The 20,631-nt window shown below is 61.1% G+C and carries 14 protein-coding genes and 2 pseudogenes; 1 reads left to right on the forward strand and 15 read right to left on the reverse strand.

The features are described 5' to 3' along the window. Positions 1-57 precede the first annotated feature (57 nt). Positions 58-1,253 (reverse strand): annotated as a pseudogene (locus tag BSK43_RS13500) (TCR/Tet family MFS transporter). Between the two features lie 6 nt (positions 1,254-1,259). Continuing rightward, positions 1,260-2,165, reverse strand: a complete 906-nt coding sequence (locus BSK43_RS13505; protein ID WP_077470674.1) for an NADP-dependent oxidoreductase — start codon at positions 2,163-2,165, stop codon at positions 1,260-1,262. Positions 2,166-2,321: 156 nt separating this feature from the next. On the opposite strand from BSK43_RS13505, the gene BSK43_RS13510 reads away from it, so the two are divergent. Next, on the forward strand, positions 2,322-2,960 hold the full coding sequence (locus tag BSK43_RS13510; RefSeq protein ID WP_077470675.1) for a TetR family transcriptional regulator: 639 nt from the start codon (positions 2,322-2,324) through the stop codon (positions 2,958-2,960). Positions 2,961-3,031: 71 nt separating this feature from the next. On the opposite strand, the gene BSK43_RS13515 is transcribed toward BSK43_RS13510, so the two are convergent. The 13 genes and pseudogenes from BSK43_RS13515 to BSK43_RS13575 all read right to left on the reverse strand — a co-directional run bounded on the left by BSK43_RS13515 (position 3,032) and on the right by BSK43_RS13575 (position 20,043). Continuing rightward, on the reverse strand, positions 3,032-5,116 hold the full coding sequence (locus tag BSK43_RS13515) for an FAD-binding protein (protein ID WP_077470676.1): 2,085 nt from the start codon (positions 5,114-5,116) through the stop codon (positions 3,032-3,034). A 28-nt stretch (positions 5,117-5,144) separates the two neighbouring features. Next, positions 5,145-6,313 (reverse strand): annotated as a pseudogene (locus tag BSK43_RS13520) (Gfo/Idh/MocA family oxidoreductase). Between the two features lie 84 nt (positions 6,314-6,397). Next, positions 6,398-8,053 (reverse strand): GMC family oxidoreductase N-terminal domain-containing protein, encoded by a 1,656-nt coding sequence (locus BSK43_RS13525; protein ID WP_077470677.1) that lies wholly within the window; start codon positions 8,051-8,053, stop codon positions 6,398-6,400. 12 nt (positions 8,054-8,065) lie between these two features. Then, positions 8,066-9,613 (reverse strand): GMC family oxidoreductase, encoded by a 1,548-nt coding sequence (locus tag BSK43_RS13530; RefSeq protein ID WP_077470678.1) that lies wholly within the window; start codon positions 9,611-9,613, stop codon positions 8,066-8,068. 17 nt (positions 9,614-9,630) lie between these two features. Next, positions 9,631-10,746 (reverse strand): ABC transporter ATP-binding protein, encoded by a 1,116-nt coding sequence (locus BSK43_RS13535; RefSeq protein ID WP_136686912.1) that lies wholly within the window; start codon positions 10,744-10,746, stop codon positions 9,631-9,633. A gap of 5 nt (positions 10,747-10,751) precedes the next feature. Next, complete coding sequence (locus BSK43_RS13540; protein WP_077472991.1) at positions 10,752-11,711, reverse strand: carbohydrate ABC transporter permease; 960 nt, start codon at positions 11,709-11,711, stop codon at positions 10,752-10,754. Further along, the gene (locus BSK43_RS13545) at positions 11,708-12,652 is read right to left on the reverse strand and encodes a sugar ABC transporter permease (RefSeq protein ID WP_077472992.1); all 945 of its coding nucleotides are present in this window, start codon (positions 12,650-12,652) and stop codon (positions 11,708-11,710) included. Before BSK43_RS13545 ends, BSK43_RS13540 begins: the two co-directional genes overlap by 4 nt. An 81-nt stretch (positions 12,653-12,733) precedes the next feature. Further along, the gene (locus BSK43_RS13550) at positions 12,734-13,996 is read right to left on the reverse strand and encodes an ABC transporter substrate-binding protein (protein ID WP_136686914.1); all 1,263 of its coding nucleotides are present in this window, start codon (positions 13,994-13,996) and stop codon (positions 12,734-12,736) included. A gap of 87 nt (positions 13,997-14,083) precedes the next feature. Next, a complete protein-coding gene (locus BSK43_RS13555; protein ID WP_077472134.1) occupies positions 14,084-15,604 on the reverse strand; it encodes an aldehyde dehydrogenase family protein in 1,521 nt (506 codons plus the stop codon). Then, positions 15,604-16,383 (reverse strand): enoyl-CoA hydratase/isomerase family protein, encoded by a 780-nt coding sequence (locus BSK43_RS13560; protein WP_077472133.1) that lies wholly within the window; start codon positions 16,381-16,383, stop codon positions 15,604-15,606. The genes BSK43_RS13555 and BSK43_RS13560 overlap by 1 nt, the downstream gene beginning before the upstream one ends. Then, the gene (locus BSK43_RS13565) at positions 16,376-17,989 is read right to left on the reverse strand and encodes an acyl CoA:acetate/3-ketoacid CoA transferase (protein WP_077472147.1); all 1,614 of its coding nucleotides are present in this window, start codon (positions 17,987-17,989) and stop codon (positions 16,376-16,378) included. Before BSK43_RS13565 ends, BSK43_RS13560 begins: the two co-directional genes overlap by 8 nt. A 6-nt stretch (positions 17,990-17,995) precedes the next feature. Then, positions 17,996-18,997, reverse strand: a complete 1,002-nt coding sequence (locus BSK43_RS13570) for a Gfo/Idh/MocA family oxidoreductase (protein WP_077472132.1) — start codon at positions 18,995-18,997, stop codon at positions 17,996-17,998. Then, on the reverse strand, positions 18,994-20,043 hold the full coding sequence (locus BSK43_RS13575; protein ID WP_077472146.1) for a LacI family DNA-binding transcriptional regulator: 1,050 nt from the start codon (positions 20,041-20,043) through the stop codon (positions 18,994-18,996). The genes BSK43_RS13570 and BSK43_RS13575 overlap by 4 nt, the downstream gene beginning before the upstream one ends. Positions 20,044-20,631 lie beyond the last annotated feature (588 nt).

The following is a 20,631-nucleotide window of genomic DNA, read 5'->3' on the forward strand; positions in this document are numbered from 1 at the left end:
TGCGGATTTTTGGGGATGGATGGCAAGATGGCCTGCGTAAAGCCGGCTAAGCCTCGGTCAGGCGTTGGCCACCTGCATGGGATGGGTGGTCCTGGTGCCGAGTAAGACCAGCGGCACCGCAATTGCAAAGACGACGACGACCGATAGCCAAATGGCGCCGGGCCACTCTTTCTGGACGGCAAAGTAGAAAGTCGAGAATGCGAGAGGGCTTATAATGGAGGCCAGGCTTACCGCCGATATCAGTACGCCCTGGAACTGGCCTTGGCTGGCCGAATCGACCTGCCGGGTGGCGAGCGCCTGAAACGCCGGCGTGCCAATGCCTGCAAGGGCGAAGATCGGCATGATCGCGAAGACGATCCAGCCCTGGTTGGCGAAAGCCATTGCGACAAGCGCGATGCAGGCGCAACCTATCCCGGCGATCACGGCCCATCGCTCGCCGAGAAGTTTCGTCGCGGGACCGGGCAGGAAGATCTGCACCAGCGTCTGGCAGACACCGAAGGCACCCAGCGAAAGGCCGATCCAAAGGCCATTCCACTGGAAGGTATCGAAGCCCCACAATGCCCAGCACGTACCATAGGCCTCGCCAGTGGCACTCAGGATGAAATAGACGAGGACGATCGGCAGAAGTCCCTTCATCGAGAAGACCCAGCGCAGCGGCCGAAGCGGGTTGAGAACGGCCAGATCGATCCTCTGGCGGGACGGAGTGCGAGATTCGGGCAGGACGAAGAAAGCCAGCAGCAGGTTGCACCCGTTCAGCATTGCCGCGGCGATGAAAGGGAGCCGCAGCCAATGGTCGCCGAGCAACCCGCCGATTACCGGTCCGACGATGAAGCCGATACCGAACATGGCGTTGAACAGGCCGAAACGGCGTGCTCGCTTATCCTCGGGCGAAATATCGGTGATGTAGGCCGTTGCCACGGAGATATTGGCGCTGGTCAGGCCGGCAATGGCGCGGCCGAGCAGCAGCATCCAGAGCTGCGGGGCGAACGCCATGATGACGTAATTGATCGCCGCACCCGCAAGGGAAATGAGCAGCACGGGACGCCTGCCAAGATTGTCGCTGAGCGCACCGAGCACCGGCGCGAAGACGAACTGCATGGCAGCGTAGAGCGCGTCATGATGCCGATATAGGGCGCAATGTTCTGCGTGTGCGTCACATCCTCGAGAAGGCGGGGAAGAATGGGAAAGATGAGGCTAATGCCGACGGCGTCTAAACAGATCGCGGCAAAGATAACGACAAGAGGCTTGTTCATTGGGTTTCAATCCATGGAAATGATGAGCTTGCCGGTCACGCGCCCTTTGGCGCTGACCTCCATCGCTTGCGCGGTCTGCTCAAGTGGAAAGGTCTGTTCGACATGCAAGCGGAAAAGGCCTTCGGAATAGAGCCGAGCCACATCGATGAAAATCTGCTCGGGGTTCTCGGGAGGGCCGTGTGAAAATTTTGCGCCGTATTCCTCAGCAGAGAAATCGGCGACGGAAAGAACATGGGTGGGATCACCGACGATATCGATCAACTCCGGTATGATTCCCGAGCCGGCGAGATCGAGGGCAGCGTCAATGCCATCCGGTACGAGCTCCCTTAGGCGTCCAGCCAGCCCCGGTCCGTACGGCGTTGGGATGGCGCCAAGCTCTCGCAGATAGTCATGCTTCGGCGCGCTCGCGGTGCCGATGACGATCACCCCACGCAGGCGCGCAAGCTGGACGACAGCCGTGCCGATCCCGCCTGCAGCACCGCTCACCAATAGCGTCTCGCCGGATTTGATGCCGACTTCGTCAAGCGCACGCGTTGCCGTGTCGACGATGACAGGCAGGCCGGCGGCGACATCGAAGGGCAAATCATCCGGCTTATGCGCCCAATGCGTGAGAACCGCATGTTGAGCGATCGTGCCTTCGCCGAAACCAAAGACGGCGTCTCCGATAGCAACGTTGGAAACGCCCGCGCCGACCTCGTCGACAACGCCTGACGCTTCGACGCCGAGACCCGATGGAAACGTCACCTCCTCGAAGTCACGATACTGTCCGTTCCGGCGCTTCCAGTCGGAGGGGTTCACCCCGGCGGCGCGGACGGCGATCCGCACCTGACCGGGGCCAGCATGCGGTTCATCGATCTCGACGACATGCAGGACCTCGGGTCCTCCATATTCGTTGAATTGAACAGCCTTCATGATGCTTCCCTTTCGGTTTGGTCGTCTGCGGGGGCATGTGGGTTTATGGTATTAAGTCCAATAATAGACTGAGTACACATTATTGCTACGCTCGCGGAGCGCGGAGGTCAACAGAAAATGTGTACTCAGTATAAAAATCCTGCTATCAACTCGGACATGGCAATTCCAACCGACCTGCGAACCCGTAAACGCCTCGCCACGCGTCAGAACATTTCGAATGTCGCCACGCGCCTCTTCTTTGAGCGCGGCTTCGACCATGTGACGGTGGACGAGATCGCCGCCGCCGCCGACGTCGGGCGGATGACGGTGTTCAACTATTTCCCCCGCAAAGAGGACATGCTGTTCGATCGCGACGAGGAGGCGCGCGAGATGCTGCGCGAGGCCTTGCGGCAGCGTGAGGCCGGCGTCGCTCCGATCGAGGCCTATCGTCTATTCGCGCATCGGCTGGTTGCGGAGGAGAGTCCTGCCGTCGATTTTTCGGCTCGCAGCCAGGGCTTCGTAAAGACGATCGAAGGCAGCGAAACGCTGAAGGCCCGGGTAAGAGCGATACGCGACGAGATCGCGCAGGTCGTGGCGGTGGCGCTATCGGAAAGCGTTGGGCGGGAACCAACCGATCCCGATGCCAAACTGGCGGCCAGCCTGCTGCTGGCGACCTGGGCCGTCGCCCTCATTCAGGGTCACATGACCTTTCGGCACCGCCAGGACACAAAGGAAGCAAAAGCCGCCTTTCTCGCTGTCGTTGACAAGGGAACCATTGGCCTTAAGGCTGCATTGGCGGGCACGCCTTACGCATAGGCACTCAGCCGGGCAGGGTTTTGTCCCGAGTTATCGCGACCGTCGCATAGCCTTGCTGGGCAGCTCCGGTGTTACTGATCGGCGTCTAGGTCGTAGATGCGGCCTGTCAGCCAAGCCGGCCAATCGCGCTCGAAAAATGACTTTGCGCTTTCGTCGAACCGCCGGATCGGGCGTGTACGGATCTTCATGGCGTCACCTTCAAGCCAAACGATGATCTGTTCGTCCCGATGGGCATCCTGTTCGCTTCGGAAGCGGTATTCCTCGAGAGGGCCGGAACGATCAAACGGCAGCGCGTCCCCTGCCCGATCACATATGGCGCGGGCGCCGCGGCTGCCGCCGCCGTTTTGAATGAAGTAGTCCAGCGCGAATAATACCGCCTCCGATGCAAGCGCCATCTGCCGCCATTGCAGGGCTCGCCCTGCTTCCGCTGCCCGTTCATACGCTATTCCGTTTTCGCGGATTTGAGTGCTGAGTTGACTTGCTTCCACCAAGGCTTCAGCGACGCTGCTGCCGTCACAGATGATGCCAGCCTTCTCGCTCATGCGAGCCTGTACTTCGGCCCGGATTGACTTCACCGTCAGCAGGCTGCCCGGTTTCAGTATTTCGAGCAGATTGGAGACCCCCGCTCGGGCGGTCGCCGTGATATCGGTCTTGGGAGCAATCTTTGCCTTGCCGCTCGCCCCAATGTGCTCGGCCGCCCTTGTGCCAAAGACCTGACCCGCGTTCAGCGCGGCGCCACCCGGCCGCGTCACGCCATGTGTGCCGGCCGCCTCGCCGATGGCGTAGCAACCTGCAAGACTGCTGCGACCCCAGGTGTCGACCAGAATGCCGCCGTTCATATGCTGGTTGTTGACGGCAAATTCGAGCGGCTCGACTGCGATGTCGACCTTGTAGCGGCGATAAAGCTCGATCGCGAGCGGGTTCATGTGCCGCAGGCGCTGGATTGGAAGATCCTGGTTCGCGCCGGCATTGCCCAGATATTGTTTCACGTCGTCGTCAAGCCGTTCGAGCGAAAAGGGCTGGTCGCCGGGTACCGGCAGCGGGTTCCTGTTGAAATCCATGAAGACCCGGCAGCCCGCCGCATTTTCGCGGTAGATGGCCAGATCCACGAGGCTTGAGCCGAAATCTAGCATCCGGGTGGAGTGAAACGGCCACTGATACCCCTTGCGGAAGACGTTCGAGGCCATCTCCTGGGTGCTGCGATAATATTGCGCCAGGAAATGATGCTCGTTTCCATCGGCGTCGACGGAATAAATATGCGGGATCGCCTGGACATAGGTTCCCGAGAGGTTCCAGGGAAACCCTTCCCGGCGCGTGCCGATGCCGAACTGGCTCTCCGTCAGGTTGACAAGTTCGAGGCCTGCCTCCAGCGCCAGACCGAGCGATCCGAAACAGCCATTTGGATAGACGCTATCCCGATAAAGTTCACCCGGCCCTCCCGCCGCAAGCACCAGCACCCCGCAGGAAAACAGGGCGATGCCAAAGGGGTTGGCGTCCGTCCGGTCGGCGGCGCGGATCGCCAGCACGCCCATGACCCTGGGGCCGTCGCCGTCGCCTTCAGTCAGGATCTTCACGGCTGTCGTGTGGTTACAGATCGGAACGTTGAGGCGGATTGCCTCTTCTGCCAGCACTTTGACCATCAATCGCGATGTGCGCGGGCCGCAACTGGTGGCGCGACCGACCTCGTCGTGATCCGTCTGATATCGGAGCGTGCCTCCCAAGGGATCCTGCGGCAGCGGCAATCCCAGGAATTGCAGCGACGCCATCATGCGGGCGGAACCGACAGCCTCGACATAGGCGGTGTCCTCGTCCATCGCGCCACCGGCGCGGATGGCGCGTGCCATCGCCTTGAAATTATCGCCCTGATCGGCGGTGTTTGCCGTGTGAAGCGTCTGCTTGTCGGAGCCGGAACAGGCCGAGGTGCCGCCCCAGGCGCTCTGGCTCATGACGACGACATCGTCACCGCGCCGCTTCATTTCGACGGCCGCGCGCAGACCCGCAGCCCCCGATCCCACCACAACACAGCCGGCCCTATAGACTGGCACATCGATGCCGGCGAGGGTCACCGTTTCGGATGAAGCCGCCTCTGCCGAAAGCTTCGGCATATCGACATCCGTCAGCGCGTCGAGAATATGTTGAGGGACATCAATGGTCATGGCGTCTGTCCTTGCGATAGGCGTCCGGTCACGCGAAGGGGATGTCAACCCAGCGCTTGAGGCGCGAGGATTCCATGCACGCGTCGACGATCTGGCAGATGTGATGCCCGGTCTCGAATGTCGGCCACATCGGCGTGTTGGTCGTGATCGAGCGTATGACTTCGGCAACCTCGATGATCTTGCTCTCATTGTAGCCGAGCGCGAAGTTCGGCAGTGGCAGGAAGGCCCTGAAGGTCGGGTTCTCCGGGCCGACATCGATCTCGCGGAAACCGGCTCGCCCGGCGCGATCGTCATTCGAATAGAAGCGCAGGCGGTTCACCTCGTCATAGGTATAGGCGAGGCTGCCCTTGGTGCCGTAGACCTCATAGGTCTGCATGAATTTGCGGCCGGTCGCCACACGGCTGAAATCGACGATGCCGCTTGCGCCGTTCTCAAAACGGCAAAGCAGATTGGTGGCGTCGGGATTGGTAATCTCGGCCCAGGCCTCGTCGCCCTTCAGCTTGACCTGCTCACCATAGGCAAGACCCTCGACAACCGGGCGCTTCGGCGTGACAATCAGATTGTCGGCGATCAGCGAGCTGACGCGGCCGACCAGAAACTCCATGAAGCTGAAGATGTGAGAGCCGGTGTCGCCGACAATGCCTGTCGGGGCGAGCTTGCCGTCGGCGCGCCACATGAAGGGCGCGCTCGGATCTCCATACATGTCGACATGCTGGCAGCCACGGAACATCTTGATCTCGCCGATCTCACCCGCCTCGATGATCTCCTTGGCAAGATCATGCACCGGATTTCGCGGAAAGGCATGGCCGACACGGGTAATCACGCCCTTGGTCTTCGCGATATCAGCAAGCTCGCGCGCTTCCTTGGCCGTATTCGCAAGCGGCTTCTCGCAATAGACGTGCTTTCCCGCCATCAAGGCCGCCTTGGCGACTTCGTAGTGCAGGCTGTCGGGCAGGCAGATATCGATCAGATCCACCTCCGGATCGTTCACCACTTCTTTCCAGTCCTGCAGGATCTTTGCGTCGGGCGCCTGCGTGCCAGATCCTCGTGAACCTTCGGATTGGCTTCGACAAGCGCAACGACACGCGCGGTGCCGCCCGATACACCAAAGAAATGCGGGAAGGTCTGATAGGCCATGGTATGGACCTTGCCCATCCAGCCCGATGCCCCGAGCACTGCTACCTTGATTTCGGCCATTCTTGTCACTCCATGGACTACCGATCCTCGCGGGACCGGTCGGCAAATGATTGTCGGCTGTTCGCCATCGCGATTTATGCGGACCTAGCGAACGCCGGCTCGCGCCCGGGGACGCGTGTCGTTGCGCTCATAGGAAAAGATCGTCGCGGGAAGCGGCGGCAGCCCCCGGATCAGATCCGATCCCTTCTCGCCCACCATGATGGTCGGCGCATTGGTATTGCATGAGGGAACGCGCGGCATGACGGAGGAGTCGCAGACCCGCAGCCCTTCAAGACCATGGACTTTCAGGTCTAGGCCGACGACGGCATCTAAGCCCGTGCCCATCTTGCATGTCCCGACGGGGTGATGATCGGTCTTAGCATTGGCGCAGCCGTAATCGAAGAGCTGTTCGTCGGTCATCACCTTCGGGCCGGGAAGGCGCTCGGCCATGACATATGGCTTGAGTGCCGCCTGCTGCATGATTTCGCGCGCGATCTTTAATCCCTCCAGAGACATCGCCCTGTCGTGCGGATCCGACCAGTAGTTGGGGTCGATGAGGGGAGCTGCAGCAGGATCCGCCGATGACAGGCGCACGGTTCCGCGCGACCTTGGGTGCAGATAGGCGGAGTTGAGGGTCACGCCGGCGTTCTTCAGACGCTCGACGCCTGCCTCGATGCCCGATCCGAGTCCGAGATGGAACTGGATGTCGGGGGAGCGGGCATCCGGATCGGCATACCAGAATCCACCTGTCTCGAAGAGCGACGAGGCGACCGGTCCGGTGCGAAACAGAACATATTGGATGCCGGCCCAAAGCGTCCGGTGGAGTTTCGCCACGCCGTCATAGGTATGGTCGCCAGTGCATTCGGCGATCACGAAGAGATCGAGATGATCCTGCAGATTGCCACCTACGCCGGGCAGATCATGCAGCACCTTGACACCGGCCGATCGCAGATGATCGCCAGGTCCGATGCCCGACTGGAGGAGAAGCTTCGGCGAGCCGATCGCGCCAGAGGAGACCAGCACTTCGCGTTCGGCGCGAACGATCTCCACGCCATTCTTGCCGGCGATCTCGACCCCAACGGCGCGTTTGCCTTCAAGGACAATGCGCGAAACGCGGGCGCCGGTGCGAACCGTCAGGTTCTTGCGATCCTTTATAGGCGAGAGGTATCCGAGCGACGCCGACGACCGCCGACGATTGCGTTGCGTGAGCTGATAAAAACCGACGCCGGCCTGCTGGCGGCCGTTGAAGTCGTGATTATAAGGGATTCCAAGTTCCTGGCCTGCGCGGATATAGGCATCGCAGATCGGGAGCGGTGCGGCAGGCATCGAGACACCCAAAGGGCCGCCGTAAGAGTGGTAGTCGTCGGCAAAACGCTGGTTGTCCTCGGCCCGTTTGAAATAGGGAAGGATAGAGCGGTAGTCCCAGCCGTCGCATCCGTCTTCGCTGGCCCATAGGTCGTAGTCTGCAGCATTGCCGCGAGTATAGAGCTGCGCGTTGATCGAGGAGCCGCCGCCGATCACCTTGGCCTGGGTGTAGCGGAGCACTCGCCCCTTCATGTGCTTCTGCGGCACCGTCTCCCAGCCCCAGCTTGCAACCCCCTTCGTCATCTTGGCGAAGCCGGCCGGCATGTGGAACAGGGGATTCCAGTCGCCGCCGCCAGCTTCGAGCAGGAGCACCTTGACATCCGGGTCTTCGCTCAACCGGTTTGCAAGCACGCATCCCGCGGGTCCGGCACCTGTTATGATATAGTCGAAAGCCATGTTGTGATCCTGTTATATGCGCGGCGTTGACAGGCCAGCTTCTGCGCCGATGCCTGCCTGCTTCAAATCCTTCGATACGATGTGATCGGCGACCCGCAGTGCCTGGCTTGCAACCGTCAGTGCCGGATTGACGGCGGCCGAGGTCGGCAGGAAGCTTGCGTCGACGACGAACAGATTTTCATGGTCATAGGCGCGGCAGAAGGTATCGAGCGGTGCCGTTGCGGGATCGTTACCGATACGGACGGTGCCGCACTGGTGCGAGGGTGTCCGCTTGTCGAAGGGTTTGGCGAGGACGATCGGAAAGCCGATCGACTTCAGGATGCCCTTCAGCTTGGCGACGAGCGCCAGATGCGCATCCCAATTGGTCCGCTTCCATTGCAGGACGATCCTGTCTCCATCGACCATGATGCGGCTCTCGGGATTGGGCATATCCTCGCTCATCGCGTAGAAGTCGATGGCGTGCCCAGCGACGAGGCCGAGAAGCCATTCCGGAACGTTAGGAAGAGATCCCTTGAGGATCTTGCCTGAGACCCGGCCGAGAAGCTGGACATTGCCAAGCGGCGGACCGCCCTCGCCGTCAGACAGATAGAAATCGTTGAAGGCGAATGTCTTCTGGTAGACGGAGGTGTTCCTGAAACCCGGCGAGATGCCGATCACGGCCGAAGAATTGTGGTTCATGAAATTGCGCCCGACCTGATCGGAAGAGTTCGCAAGTCCGGTCTTGAAACTGTCATTGGCGGAGCGCAGCAGAAGGGCTGAGGACTGGACCGCGCCGGCGGAAAGAATGACGAGCTTCGGCGATACCGAAAGAGTCTGTCCATTTTTCAGATAGACGACCTTTTCGATCAACCCGCCCGCGCCGGTATCGAGCCTGACCACGCGCGCATTCGTTTCGAGCCGCACGTTTTCGTGCCGAAGTGCGGCGGCGAGCGCCACAGTCTCGGCATCCATCTTCCCATCGGCGGAATTTGGATGCGCATCCCACGGTGTCTGCGCCTTTGCCAGCCACCGGTCTATATCGACACCCAATGGCAATGAGAACGGATGAAGCCCTTTCTTCTTGATGCGCGCCCTCACATCCGCAATCGGTGGCTCGTCGGGAACCGGCGGATAGTCGTAGCTGCCCGAATGAAAGGGTTCCGTCGGATCTTCTCCGAGCGCTCCCCGCACATCGTACAGGCGTTCCGCGCGGCTATACCAGGGCTCCAGGGTATCGTAGGGGAAGGGCCATGCTGGCGAGACGCCTTCACGATGCTGGATGACATCGAAGTCTTCGCGGCGATAGCGTGACAGCACCGCGCCGTAGAATTTCGAATTTCCCCCGACATTATAGTAGTTGCCCGGATTGAACCCCTTACCGTCAGCCTCGTACCAGGTCTCCTTCGGTCGGAAATGGCCGCGCTGAAAGATCGCGCGCTGATCCCGATTAACCGGATTGTCTCTGATGTGATCGCCGGCCTCGAGGATGAGGATCTGGGCGCCTGTTGCAGCCAGACCGGAAGCAACGGTCGAGCCGCCCACTCCTGAACCGATGATGACGATGTCGGGCGTGTCGTTCATGTGAGCTCCACCCCCCCTCAAGCTATTCTTGCTTGGGTATTTGGATCGAAGAAGACTGTTTTATCGAGGTTGAACGCGAGGCGAGCGTTTTGGCCGGCCTGGATGCGGACGTCGGCGCGCAGGCGGGCGACGACTTCCTTGCCGCCGAGCTTGATGACGGCGAAGGTGTCGGATCCGGCGGGCTCGACGACTTCGATGAGGCAATCGTTTTCGGAGACGGTCTGGGCATTGCGGTCGGCGCCGTCTGGGTCGGTGAGTGCCTCGGGGCGAATGCCGAAGACGACGGCGCGGCCGTCATGGGCCTCGAGCTGCTCGCGACCGGCGGCGATCGGCAGCCGGATCAGCTCGCCATCGCCGCGCGCCAATGAGACGGACAGGCCGTTGCTGCCCTTTTCGATGGTGCCGGAGAGCAGGTTCATGGCGGGCGATCCCATGAAGTCGGCAACGAACATGTTGGCGGGATTGTTGTAGATCTCGGCCGGCGAGCCGAACTGCTGCAGCACGCCATCCTTGAGAACGGCGATCTTGGTTGCCAGCGTCATGGCCTCGATCTGGTCATGGGTGACATAGACGATGGTGGTCTTCATGCGCTCGTGCAGGCGCTTGATCTCGGTGCGCATGTCGACACGCAGCTTGGCATCGAGGTTGGAGAGCGGCTCGTCGAAGAGGAAGAGTTTGGGGTCGCGCACGAGTGCACGGCCCATGGCGACGCGCTGGCGCTGGCCGCCCGACAGCTGGCTCGGCTTGCGGTCGAGCAGATGGCTGATCTGCAGCACCTTGGCGACCTCGTCGATCGCTTTCTTGCGCTCGTCGGCGGGCACGCCGCGCATCTCCATGCCAAAGGCGATGTTGCCGGCAACCGTCATGTTCGGATAGAGCGCATAGCTCTGGAACACCATGGCGATATCGCGCTTGGAGGGATGCAGGCCGGCAATGGAGCGTCCGTCGACGCGGATGTCGCCGTCGCTGATGGCTTCAAGACCGGCAATGGTGTTGAGCAGGGTGGACTTGCCGCAGCCGGACGGTCCGACGAGGACGAGGAAGCCGCCCTTCTCGAGCTCGAGATCGATGCCCTTGAGGATGTCGACGGCGCCATAGCGCTTCTTCAGTCCGGAAATTTCTAGAAAGGCCATGGCTGTTATCCTTTGACTGCGCCCGCCATCAGACCGCGCACGAAGTAGCGGCCAGCGAGAATGTAGACGATGAGCGTGGGGACGGCGGCGATCATGGCGGCGGCCATGTTGACGTTGTATTCGACCACGCCGGTCGAGGTGTTGACGACGTTGTTGAGTGCGACGGTCATCGGCATGGCATCGCCGGTGCCGGCATAGGCGGACGCAAACAGGAAGTCGTTCCAGATATTGGTGAACTGGTAGATGACGGTGACGACGATGATCGGCAGCGAGCTTGGCAGCATGATGCGGCGGAAGATCTGGAAGAAGCCGGCGCCGTCGACCTGGGCGGCCCTGACCAGCTCGGTCGGAAAGGCCTCGTAGTAGTTGCGGAAGAACAGCGTGGTGAAGCCGAGGCCGTAGACGACGTGAACGAAGACCAGGTTGACGGTGGAATTGCCGAAGCCGAAGCTAAAACCCGTGGCATCCTGCAGGGTAACGCCGAAGCGGCCGAGCGCACCGAGGATCGTCGCCATCGGCAGCAGCACCGACTGGAACGGAATGAAGCAGGCAAACAGCATCAGGGCGAACACCAGCGTATGGCCGGGAAAGCGCCACTTGGTCAGCACATAGCCGTTGAGCGCGCCAAGGATGGTCGAGATCGCCACGGCCGGGACCACCATCTTGATGGAGTTCCAGAAATAGCCCTTGATGCCGGCGCAGGTGAGCCCGACGCAGGTCTCGCCCCAGGCCTTCAGCCAGGGATCGAAAGTGGGAGACCTGGGCAGCGCCAGCATGTTGCCGTTCTGGATCTCGTCCATGGTCTTGAACGAGGTGACGAGCATGACGAAGAGCGGCGCGAGATAGAACAGCGCAAAGAGAAACAGCAGGCCGTAGATGATGACCCGGCTGATCCAGCGGCCGCGATTGGCGCGATGGGCGGGGTTGTCGTGCGGCGCCAGGCCGGCGGTGGCAACGGAACTCATCGCGCCTTCTCCTTCAGTTCGGAATAGAGATAGGGGACGATGATGGCCGAGATGGTCATCAGCATGATCACGGCGCTGGCCGAACCGACGGCCATCTCGTTGCGCTTGAAGGTGTATTCATACATGAAGTTGGACGGCAGCCAGGCCGAGCCGCCGGGGCCGCCCGAGGTCAGCGCCACCACGAGGTCGTAGGACTTGATCGCCATGTGGGCAAGCACGATGAAGGCGGAGAGGAACACCGGGCGCAGCAGCGGAATGATGATGCGGCGATAGAGCTGCAGCGGCGAGGCGCCATCGATCTGCGCCGCTTTCATGATCTCGCTGTCGATGCCGCGCAGGCCGGCGAGGAACATGGCCATGACGAAGCCGGAGGCCTGCCAGACACCGGCGATGACGACGGTGTAGATGACAAAATCCTTGTTCTTGATCCAGTCGAAGTGAAAGCTGGTCCAGCCGAACTGATGCAATGTCTGCTCGAGGCCGAGACCCGGATCGAGGAACCACTTCCAGGCGACGCCCGTGACGATGAAGGACAGCGCCATCGGATAGAGGAAGATCGGCCTGAGCACGCCCTCGCCGCGGATCTTCTGGTCGAGCAGGATCGCCAGCAGCAGGCCGAGCGCCAGGCAGATGAAGATATAGAGGAAGCCGAAGATCCCCATGTTGACGATCGAGGTGTACCAGGAGGATGGCGGATCGTTCTCGAAGGTCCAGCGCCAGAGGCGCTGATAGGCGCGTGCGCCGGTCAGGTCATAGGAGGGGAAGGTCTTGGAATTGGTGAAGGACAGGTAGACGGTCCACAGAATGAAGCCGTAGACGAAGACCAGCGTGATGGCGAAGCTGGGCGCAAGCACGATCCTGGGCAGCGCGTCCTGCAGGCGCGCGCGGAATGAAACCGCCGGCCGCGCCGACACCGGTTCCCTTGTTGCAATTGAACTCATGAGGTTCATCTCCTCCCCGAGGTATGGCCTGCCGTCAGAGGCTTCCCCGCCCAGGCGGGGAAGCCGTTCTCAAACCCGATATCAGCGGGCGTCGTCGATCGCCTGGACGAGCTGGGTGACAGCTTCGTCGGAGGTCTTGATCTGGCCGTGGACGAACTTGGAGACCACGTCCTTATAGGCATTGGCGATTGCCGGAGGCGCGCCATAGCCCTGGGCGAGCGAGCCGAACAGCGTGCCGCCTTCATTGGCGTGCTTCAGGTCGGCAATGCCCTTCTTGCCGCAGGCGTCAAAGGCTGTGTCCGGCACGTCGGTGCGCGAGGGAACCGAACCCTTGACGACGTTGAAGGCCGACTGGAAGCTCTTCGACAGGGTTGCGGTTGCCAGCGCTACCTGGGCGGCCTTGCGGTCGGCGGGAACGTTGAACATGCCGAACATGTCGGAGTTGTAGATCACGCTGCCTTCGGTGCCGGGGAAGCGGTAGCACAGATAGTCGGTGTTCGGGGTCTTCTTGGCGGCGACGAATTCGCCCTTGGCCCAATCGCCCATGACCTGCACGAGGGCATCACCCTTGATGACCATGGCGGTGGCAAGGTTCCAGTCGCGGCCCGAGAAGTTCGGGTCGACATACTTGGTGATCTTGGCCAGGTTATCGAAGGACTTCTTCATCGTGTCGGACTTCAGCGAGGCCTCGTCGAGGTCGTTGAAGGCCTTCTTGTAGAATTCCGGACCGCCGGTCGACAGCACGATCGAATCGAACATCGTCGCTTCCTGCCAATCCTGACCGCCAAGCGCCAGCGGCACGACGCCGGCAGCCTTGGCCTTGTCGAGCAGCGCGATCAGGTCGTCGAAGGTCTTTGGCTGCGTGCCGCCGATCTTGTCCATGACGGCCTTGTTGATCCACAGCCAGTTGACGGAGTGGACGTTGACCGGGGCTGCGACCCACTTGCCCTTGTAGACGGCGAACTTCTGCAAGGCCTTTGGAACCGACTTGTCCCAGCCTTCCTTCTTGGCGGTCTCGGTCAGGTCGCCCATCACGCCTTCCTGGGCATAATCGAGCACGGTATAGCCGAGCATCTGCGACGCGGTCGGATAATTGCCGGCGGCAACCATCGCCTTCAGCGCCGTCATGGCCGCATCGCCGCCACCGCCGGCAACCGGAACGTCCTTCCAGGCATAGCCTTCCTTGGACAGGTCCTGCTTCAGCACGTTCAACGCTGCAGCCTCGCCGCCCGACGTCCACCAGTGCAGCATCTGCACTTCCTTCACATCCGCCGCACGTGCCCCAACCGCTGCACCGGCAACCGCCAGCGCTACCAAAGCACTCGTCGTCATCAGTCTACGCATGATCTTCCTCCCAAATTTAAGCTTCAGATGCGGGATCTATTTCCCGCACCCACTCCCCCGCCCTCCTCAGGCGTAGTGCTTCGCTGGCTAGGCCAGGCTGTCTTTTCGCGGCATCCACCAATTGGTCCTGCCGCCGATATGCATGTTGAGCGTTTTGGTCTCGGTATAGTCTTCGACCGCGTGGCGGCCGAGTTCGCGGCCGAGGCCCGATTGCTTGTAGCCGCCAAACGGAAGCTCGGAGGCGCCGTCCATGAAGGTGTTCATCCACACTGTTCCGGCCCTGACCTTCCTGCCGATCGTCAGGCAGGTATCGAAGTCGCGGCTCCAGACGCCGGCCGAAAGCCCGTAGTCGATCGAATTCGCAATCTCGATCGCCTCGGCCGTGGTCTCGAATGTCAGCACAGAGAGTACCGGCCCGAAAACCTCCTCGCGTGCCACGGCCATCCCCGGGGTCACGGCATCGAGGATCGTCGGGGCCATGAACTGGCCCATTCCGAAATCGAGCGTCTCGCCGCCGTGGGCGACCCTTGCGCCGCTATCCCTGGCGCCGGCAAGATAGCCGGCGATCTTTTCGAGGTGCTGCGGCGTGATGATCGCGCCGACCTGGGTTGTCGGGTCCAGCGGATCTCCAACCTTCACGTCCTTTGCCAGTTCCGCGACACGTTTGACGACATCCGATGCGATACTTTTGTGCAGGATCAGGCGTGAGCCGGCATTGCAGCATTCGCCGGCGTTGAAGTAGGCGCCGAAGACGGCGGCATCGATGAAGGCATCGAGATCGGCATCCGGAAAGACGATCTGCGGGTTCTTGCCGCCGAGTTCCAGCGAGACCTTTTTCAGCGTCTGCGCTGCATTGGTCATCGTGAGCTTGCCGACGCCGGTCGAACCGGTAAACGACACCATGTCGACATCCGGATGCGACGTCATGATGGCGCCGACCTCCGGCCCTGTTCCGGTGACGATGTTCACCACGCCATCGGGAACGCCTGCTTCCTGCAGGATTTCGCCAAGCACCAGTGTCGAGCCTGACGTCAGCTCGGAGGGTTTTACGACCGTCGTGCAGCCTGCCGCCAGCGCGAAGGGAAGCTTCTGGCCGACGATCAGGAATGGAAAATTCCAGGGCGTGATGATCGAGACGACGCCGATGGCCTCGCGCAGGACCACACCGAGCGTGCCATCGCCAAGCGTGTTGTAGCTTTCGCCGTGCAGGTCACGGGCAAGAGCGGCAGCATAGCGCCAGATGTCGACGGAGCCGGCGATCTCGCCACGCACTTGGCTGATCGGCTTGCCGGCTTCGATGGCGTCGAGATAGGCGAGCTCTTCGGAGCGAGCGGCGATCAGGTCTGCTGCTTTCAGCAGCACCGCCGAACGCTCGGACGCCGTCATCCTTGGCCAGGGGCCGTTATCGAATGCCTTGCGGGCGGCCGAAATGGCACGTTCGGCATCCGCCTTCGACCCTGTGGGATAGCGGCTGACAACCACGCCGTGGCTGGGAGCAATGCGCTCGATCGGATTGGATGCACCTGCCTCCCACTTGCCGTCGATCAGCATGTTGAAGTCACGAACCTTGTGGTCGCCGAGAGCCTTGGGCGCGATCAGAACCGTCATTACCATTCTCCTGTGAACTGTGCCGGGCGCTTTTCGCTGAATGAAGCGACACCCTCTTTGAGATCGCCGGTCTTCGCGACGAGGATCGAACCAAGCGCCTCGACGGCGGTGCCGTTGTCCTCGCCGCTTGCGGAGGTGATCATCAGCTTGACGACTTCGAGAGCGGCCGGACCCCGCGACGCGATGCGGGCCGCATAATCCTTGGCCGCGGCCACCGCGTTGCCGGTTGTCGTCACCGCATCGACAATGCCGAGCGATCTTGCCTCCTCGGCCGTGAAAATCTCGCCACCAAGCGCCATGCGTCGCACCACTTGGGCGCCGAAGCGCTTGACCAGGCGCTGCGTCCCCGACCAGCCCGGCACCATGCCGAGACCAGTCTCCGGAAGCCCGATCTTGATCTGCTCTTCGGCGATGCGGATATCGGCGACACCGGCAAGCTCCAGGCCCCCGCCGAGCGCATGGCCATTCAAGGCGGCAATCATGGGAACGCGGAGCGTGGCAAGCCGTTCGAAGATGCGGTGCCCATGCCTTACCCAGGCGTGACCGAATTCTTCCGGTCGCATGCCGCCCCAGGCCTTGATATCGCCGCCTGCCGAAAAGCCCTTGCCTTCGCCGGTGAGGATCGCCACGCGCACCTGTGCGGTCGCCTCGACCTCGTCGGCCGCGTCCGCGAGCGCCTTGAGCATATCCAGATCAAGCGCATTAAGCTTCTCAGGGCGGCAGACCGTCATGATGGCGACGTGCCCTTCGATGTCGATCTTTACCGTGCCGCTAGCCATGGAACGTACCCTCCAGCGTGCGAGCGCTTTTCTGCGGCAGGGACAGGTTGATCTTGGCCTCGCCGAAGAGCCCCGCATCCATGATCTTGAGATCGTCTGCAACGATGAGCGGGAATTCGGACTGGTCGAGAATATCGGTCTGCAGGTCGACGCCTGGCGCAATCTCTGTGAGAACGATGCCTTGCGGCGTCAGCTTCATCACGCATCGTTCGGTGACGTAGGTGATGTCCTGTCCCTGTTCGATCGCGCGTTTGCCCGAGAAGGTGACGTGCTCGACGTCGTTGACGAGTTTCTTCAGCTTGCCTTCCTTCTCGATCACCAGCCTGCCATCGGCGATCGAGAGTTTTGCGCCGGCATTGAACATGCCGGAGAAGACGATCTTTCTGGCTCGCGCCGTGATGTCGACGAAGCCGCCGGCACCGGCAGTGACATGTGGTCGGAAGGAGAGCTTCGAGACGTTCACTGATCCATCCCTGCCGATCTCGAGGAAGGAGAGCAGCGATGCGTCAAAGCCGGCTCCCTGAAAATAGGTGAACTGATAGGGCGATGGCATATAGGCATCGGCATTCGAGGCGCAGCCGAAGGCGAAGTCGAGCAGCGGGACGCCGCCGACCGCTCCCTGCTCGATCACCCAGGTGACTGCCCCGTGAAGCCCCTCTTCCAGAAGGATGCGCGGCACGTTCGCGGAAATACCGAAGCCGAGATTGACGCAGCTGCCACCCTGCAGTTCCTGCGCCACGCGGCGCGCGATGACTTTCTGTATGTTGAATTCCGGAACCCGGAAGCTATCGAGCGGTCGGAAGATTTCTCCCGAAATGGCGGGATCGTAGAGCGTCTGCGTCGTCTGCTTCTGATCGGGGTCAACGATCACATAGTCCACAAGCATGCCCGGCACGCGGACATCGTGTGGCTTCAGCGAGCCTTCCTTGGTGATCCGCTTGACCTGCGCAATGACGATGCCGCCATTGTTGCGCGCGGCGAGCGCCTGATCGAGGCCGCCGAGATAGGCGCCTTCATGTTCATAGGTGAGGTTGCCGCGCTCGTCCGCCGTCGTCGCGCGTACGATCGTCACATTCGGGATGATGGAGGGGAAGAAGAGCCAGTCATCGCCTTCAAAGGAGACGCGTTTGACGACGGGCTCCTTGGCGCCGAGATCGTTCATGGCGCATCCCTGTCGTTCGGGATCGACGAAGGTATCGATGCCGACTTTCGTCAGAACGCCCGGCCGTTTTGCTGCTGCCTCGCGATGAATGTCGAACATGATGCCCGAGGGAATATTATAGGCCGGGATCTCGTTGTTGGTGATCATCTGCCATATGAGCGGCGGCTCGGCGCTGGACGGACCGGACGGATATGAGCCGCCGATGATGCGCTTCAGCAGGCCTTTTTTGGCAATATGGTCGACACCCCTGATGCCGCTCATGTCTCCGGCCGCAATCGGATGAAGCGTCGTGATCTCGCGCGGATGGCCGGTCGCCTCGAAACGCTCGCCGATTGCCTTCAGCATCAGATCGGGGCAGCCGAGACCGCTTGACGACGACACCGAAACGACGGCGCCATCCGGGATGAGAGCTGCGGCTTCCGCCGGGGTGATGTGCTTGCTCATGTTCAACTAAAGTCCTGTTTCAACTTTGACGGCCGAGCCGGTCTCTGCCGCTTTTGCGACGGCCAGGGCTGTCGCGAGCGACCAGATTCCGTCTTCGGCAGAGGCCGCCGGCGCTCCACCCTTCAGAGCGGCGTGGAAGGCGCGCAGGCCGCCCTCGTAGAGGTTGCCTGCCTCAAGCAGCAGTTCCCGTTCGCCGTCGGCATCGCGCAGCACGACGGTTCCAACCGGGCGCTGTGTCATGACATTGCGACCGACGAACGAACCGTCCGTCCCGTGTACTTCGAGGCCGGTTTCCGCGAATTTCGTGGTGAAGCCATCATGGAACTGGGCGATGATACCGCCCTCGAAGCGGATGGTGCCCATGACACCGTCTTCAATCCCCTCGCTGCCCATTCCTGCCGATTGCGAGAAGGCGACGACCTCGACCGGATTGCGGCCAAGGACGTAACGGAGCGTATCGACGTCATGCACTGTCAGGTCGAGGATTGCCCCGCCGCCGGCTGCCGGCTTGTCGAGGCGCCAGCCCTGCAAATGGACCGGCAGATAGCCGGCATGAAAGACGCGCGCAGCAAGCGGGCGGCCTATCTTTCCGGAAGCGATGGCATCACGCATGGCGGTATGCGTTGCGGCATTGCGGAGATGATGGTTGGTTGCCAAGACAATACCGGCCGAGGACGCGGCCCTGGCCATCGCGTGAGCGTCTTCAAGCGACAGTGCCAGCGGCTTCTCGCAGAGAATATGTTTGCCGGCAAGCGCGGCGGCAACGGCCTGATCGCGATGCAGTTCGTTGGTCGTTGATATATAGACGGCATCGATTTTCGGATCGGCCAGAAGCGCGGCGATGTCTGTCGTGTAGTTGGCAATGCCGTTTGCCGCTGCATAGGCTTGTGCCCGTTCGGCATTCGAACTCATCACCGAGACCACTTCTCCACCGGTGGCCCGAATGGCATCGATGACCCATTCGCGCGCGATGGTGCTGGCGCCGATCAACCCCCAACCTACCGTCATGCCTGTCTCCTCCCGATCGCGTCGCCGCTGCCGGCCCCACAGCTCTCACGCACGACGAGGCGGACGGACGAAACAATCGCCTCGGCCTCTACCTTGCCTGCATTGATCTGCTTCAAAAGCAGCTGCGCGGCCCTGCGACCCATCCCCTGCGGATCCACCGAAATCGTCGTCAAAGCCGGGACAGCAGTTTTTGCCTCGATGACGTCGTCGAAACCGACCACGGCAAAGTCGCGCCCCGGCTCGAGCCGGTTGGCTCGAAGTCCATCGCATACCCCAAACGCCACCGCGTCGTTGAAACAGACAGCTGCGGTCGGCTTCACCTCGATTGCCAGGGCTCGGGCGATCGCTTGAGCTCCCCCTGCCCTTGAGGGCGCCGAGGGGATGATAAGGCTTTCATCGTGTTCCAGATGGCAGGCGGCAATCGCAGCACGATATCCGTCGAGGCGCTCATCGAAAACCGCGGTGTCGCCAAAGCCGCCAAGGAAGGCGATGCGGCGGTGCCCGATAGATGCGAGATGCTGCACGCCGGCGAATATGCCCTCGCGATTGTCCGACACGATGGATGAAACCTTTGCGCCCTGCACATTGCGCACGGCCACGACGACCGGAATGCCGGCAGCCACCAGCGGCTTCAGGTCGGCGGCTTCGGTTGCGCGGGCGGGTGACAGGATGAGCCCCGAGATTCCGTGCTCGCGCATGGATGCGATAACTTCCTGCTGCCGATCGAGACTTTCGCTCGTGTTTGACAGAAACTGGACAAAGCCCGCCGACTGCACGACCATGTCGACGCCAACCGCAAGCTCGGCAAAGAAGCTGTTTGTGAGATCATTGACGACAACGCCGATGATCTTCGACTTGGAGCCGGACTGCCTGAGGTTGGCCGCGCCACGATTGTAGACGTAGCCCAGCTCCCGCATGACCACATTGACCTTGGCCCGGGTTGCTTCGTTTACCAGTGATGACCCTTGAAGGACGAGCGAAACTGTCGACTTCGAAACGCCGGCCGCTTTCGCGATATCGACGACGGTAACCCGCCCTTTCGTCATGATATCCTCCCTGGCCTCGTTGCTTGCATGCAATAAATTGGAACGTTCCAAATATGTCAAGCTCGAATTTTGAGAGGATATTTGGTTTCACTCGATGGATTGCTGATCTTTTCGATGGAATATCGTTGTATTTATTGAATTAATTTTGATTCCGTCGAGGCGTTTTTAGCTGTGAGCTGAATGGGAGAGTTGATTATTGACGTGAAATTAGAACGATCCAAATAACCGTCATATCCAATGCGATCTTGTGCTGGGGCATCGCGGGTTGCGTGCTGCTGTCTCTGAAGGGTGTGCCTTCGGGTCGCAGAAATACGCGATGTGATTCTCCCGATGGGATGTTCGGAAAGCGCTTCAACCCGTCGGTTGCAGCGCTGGTGCACAGTCAAAGGTGTGGGTAAGTGCAACCGGCGGCCGTTTGGCTTTCACGAGAAAAGCAAGGAAATCCCGTATATTAGGCTCGATTTGCCGGATTCCATGCTCTGCCGCTTTAATCGGCCGTTAATCCTTATTCTCTGGACGGCCTAACAGAATCATGGTCTATCCTTTGGCGGGCAATGGTCGGCAAACCGGGAATGGGCCGCCAAGAGG

Source organism: Rhizobium sp. P44RR-XXIV, from assembly GCF_001999485.2.
Classification (GTDB): Bacteria; Pseudomonadota; Alphaproteobacteria; order Rhizobiales; family Rhizobiaceae; genus Rhizobium.

Excerpts from the sequence above, each read along its gene's own strand:
- BSK43_RS13505 (WP_077470674.1), bottom strand. The coding sequence starts at position 2,165 with ATGAAGGCTGTTCAATTCAACGAATATGGAGGACCCGAGGTCCTGCAT.
- BSK43_RS13510 (WP_077470675.1), top strand. The coding sequence starts at position 2,322 with ATGGCAATTCCAACCGACCTGCGAACCCGTAAACGCCTCGCCACGCGT.
- BSK43_RS13515 (WP_077470676.1), bottom strand. The coding sequence starts at position 5,116 with ATGACCATTGATGTCCCTCAACATATTCTCGACGCGCTGACGGATGTC.
- BSK43_RS13525 (WP_077470677.1), bottom strand. The coding sequence starts at position 8,053 with ATGGCTTTCGACTATATCATAACAGGTGCCGGACCCGCGGGATGCGTG.
- BSK43_RS13530 (WP_077470678.1), bottom strand. The coding sequence starts at position 9,613 with ATGAACGACACGCCCGACATCGTCATCATCGGTTCAGGAGTGGGCGGC.
- BSK43_RS13535 (WP_136686912.1), bottom strand. The coding sequence starts at position 10,746 with ATGGCCTTTCTAGAAATTTCCGGACTGAAGAAGCGCTATGGCGCCGTC.
- BSK43_RS13540 (WP_077472991.1), bottom strand. The coding sequence starts at position 11,711 with ATGAGTTCCGTTGCCACCGCCGGCCTGGCGCCGCACGACAACCCCGCC.
- BSK43_RS13545 (WP_077472992.1), bottom strand. The coding sequence starts at position 12,652 with ATGAGTTCAATTGCAACAAGGGAACCGGTGTCGGCGCGGCCGGCGGTT.
- BSK43_RS13550 (WP_136686914.1), bottom strand. The coding sequence starts at position 13,996 with ATGCGTAGACTGATGACGACGAGTGCTTTGGTAGCGCTGGCGGTTGCC.
- BSK43_RS13555 (WP_077472134.1), bottom strand. The coding sequence starts at position 15,604 with ATGACGGTTCTGATCGCGCCCAAGGCTCTCGGCGACCACAAGGTTCGT.
- BSK43_RS13560 (WP_077472133.1), bottom strand. The coding sequence starts at position 16,383 with ATGGCTAGCGGCACGGTAAAGATCGACATCGAAGGGCACGTCGCCATC.
- BSK43_RS13565 (WP_077472147.1), bottom strand. The coding sequence starts at position 17,989 with ATGAGCAAGCACATCACCCCGGCGGAAGCCGCAGCTCTCATCCCGGAT.
- BSK43_RS13570 (WP_077472132.1), bottom strand. The coding sequence starts at position 18,997 with ATGACGGTAGGTTGGGGGTTGATCGGCGCCAGCACCATCGCGCGCGAA.
- BSK43_RS13575 (WP_077472146.1), bottom strand. The coding sequence starts at position 20,043 with ATGACGAAAGGGCGGGTTACCGTCGTCGATATCGCGAAAGCGGCCGGC.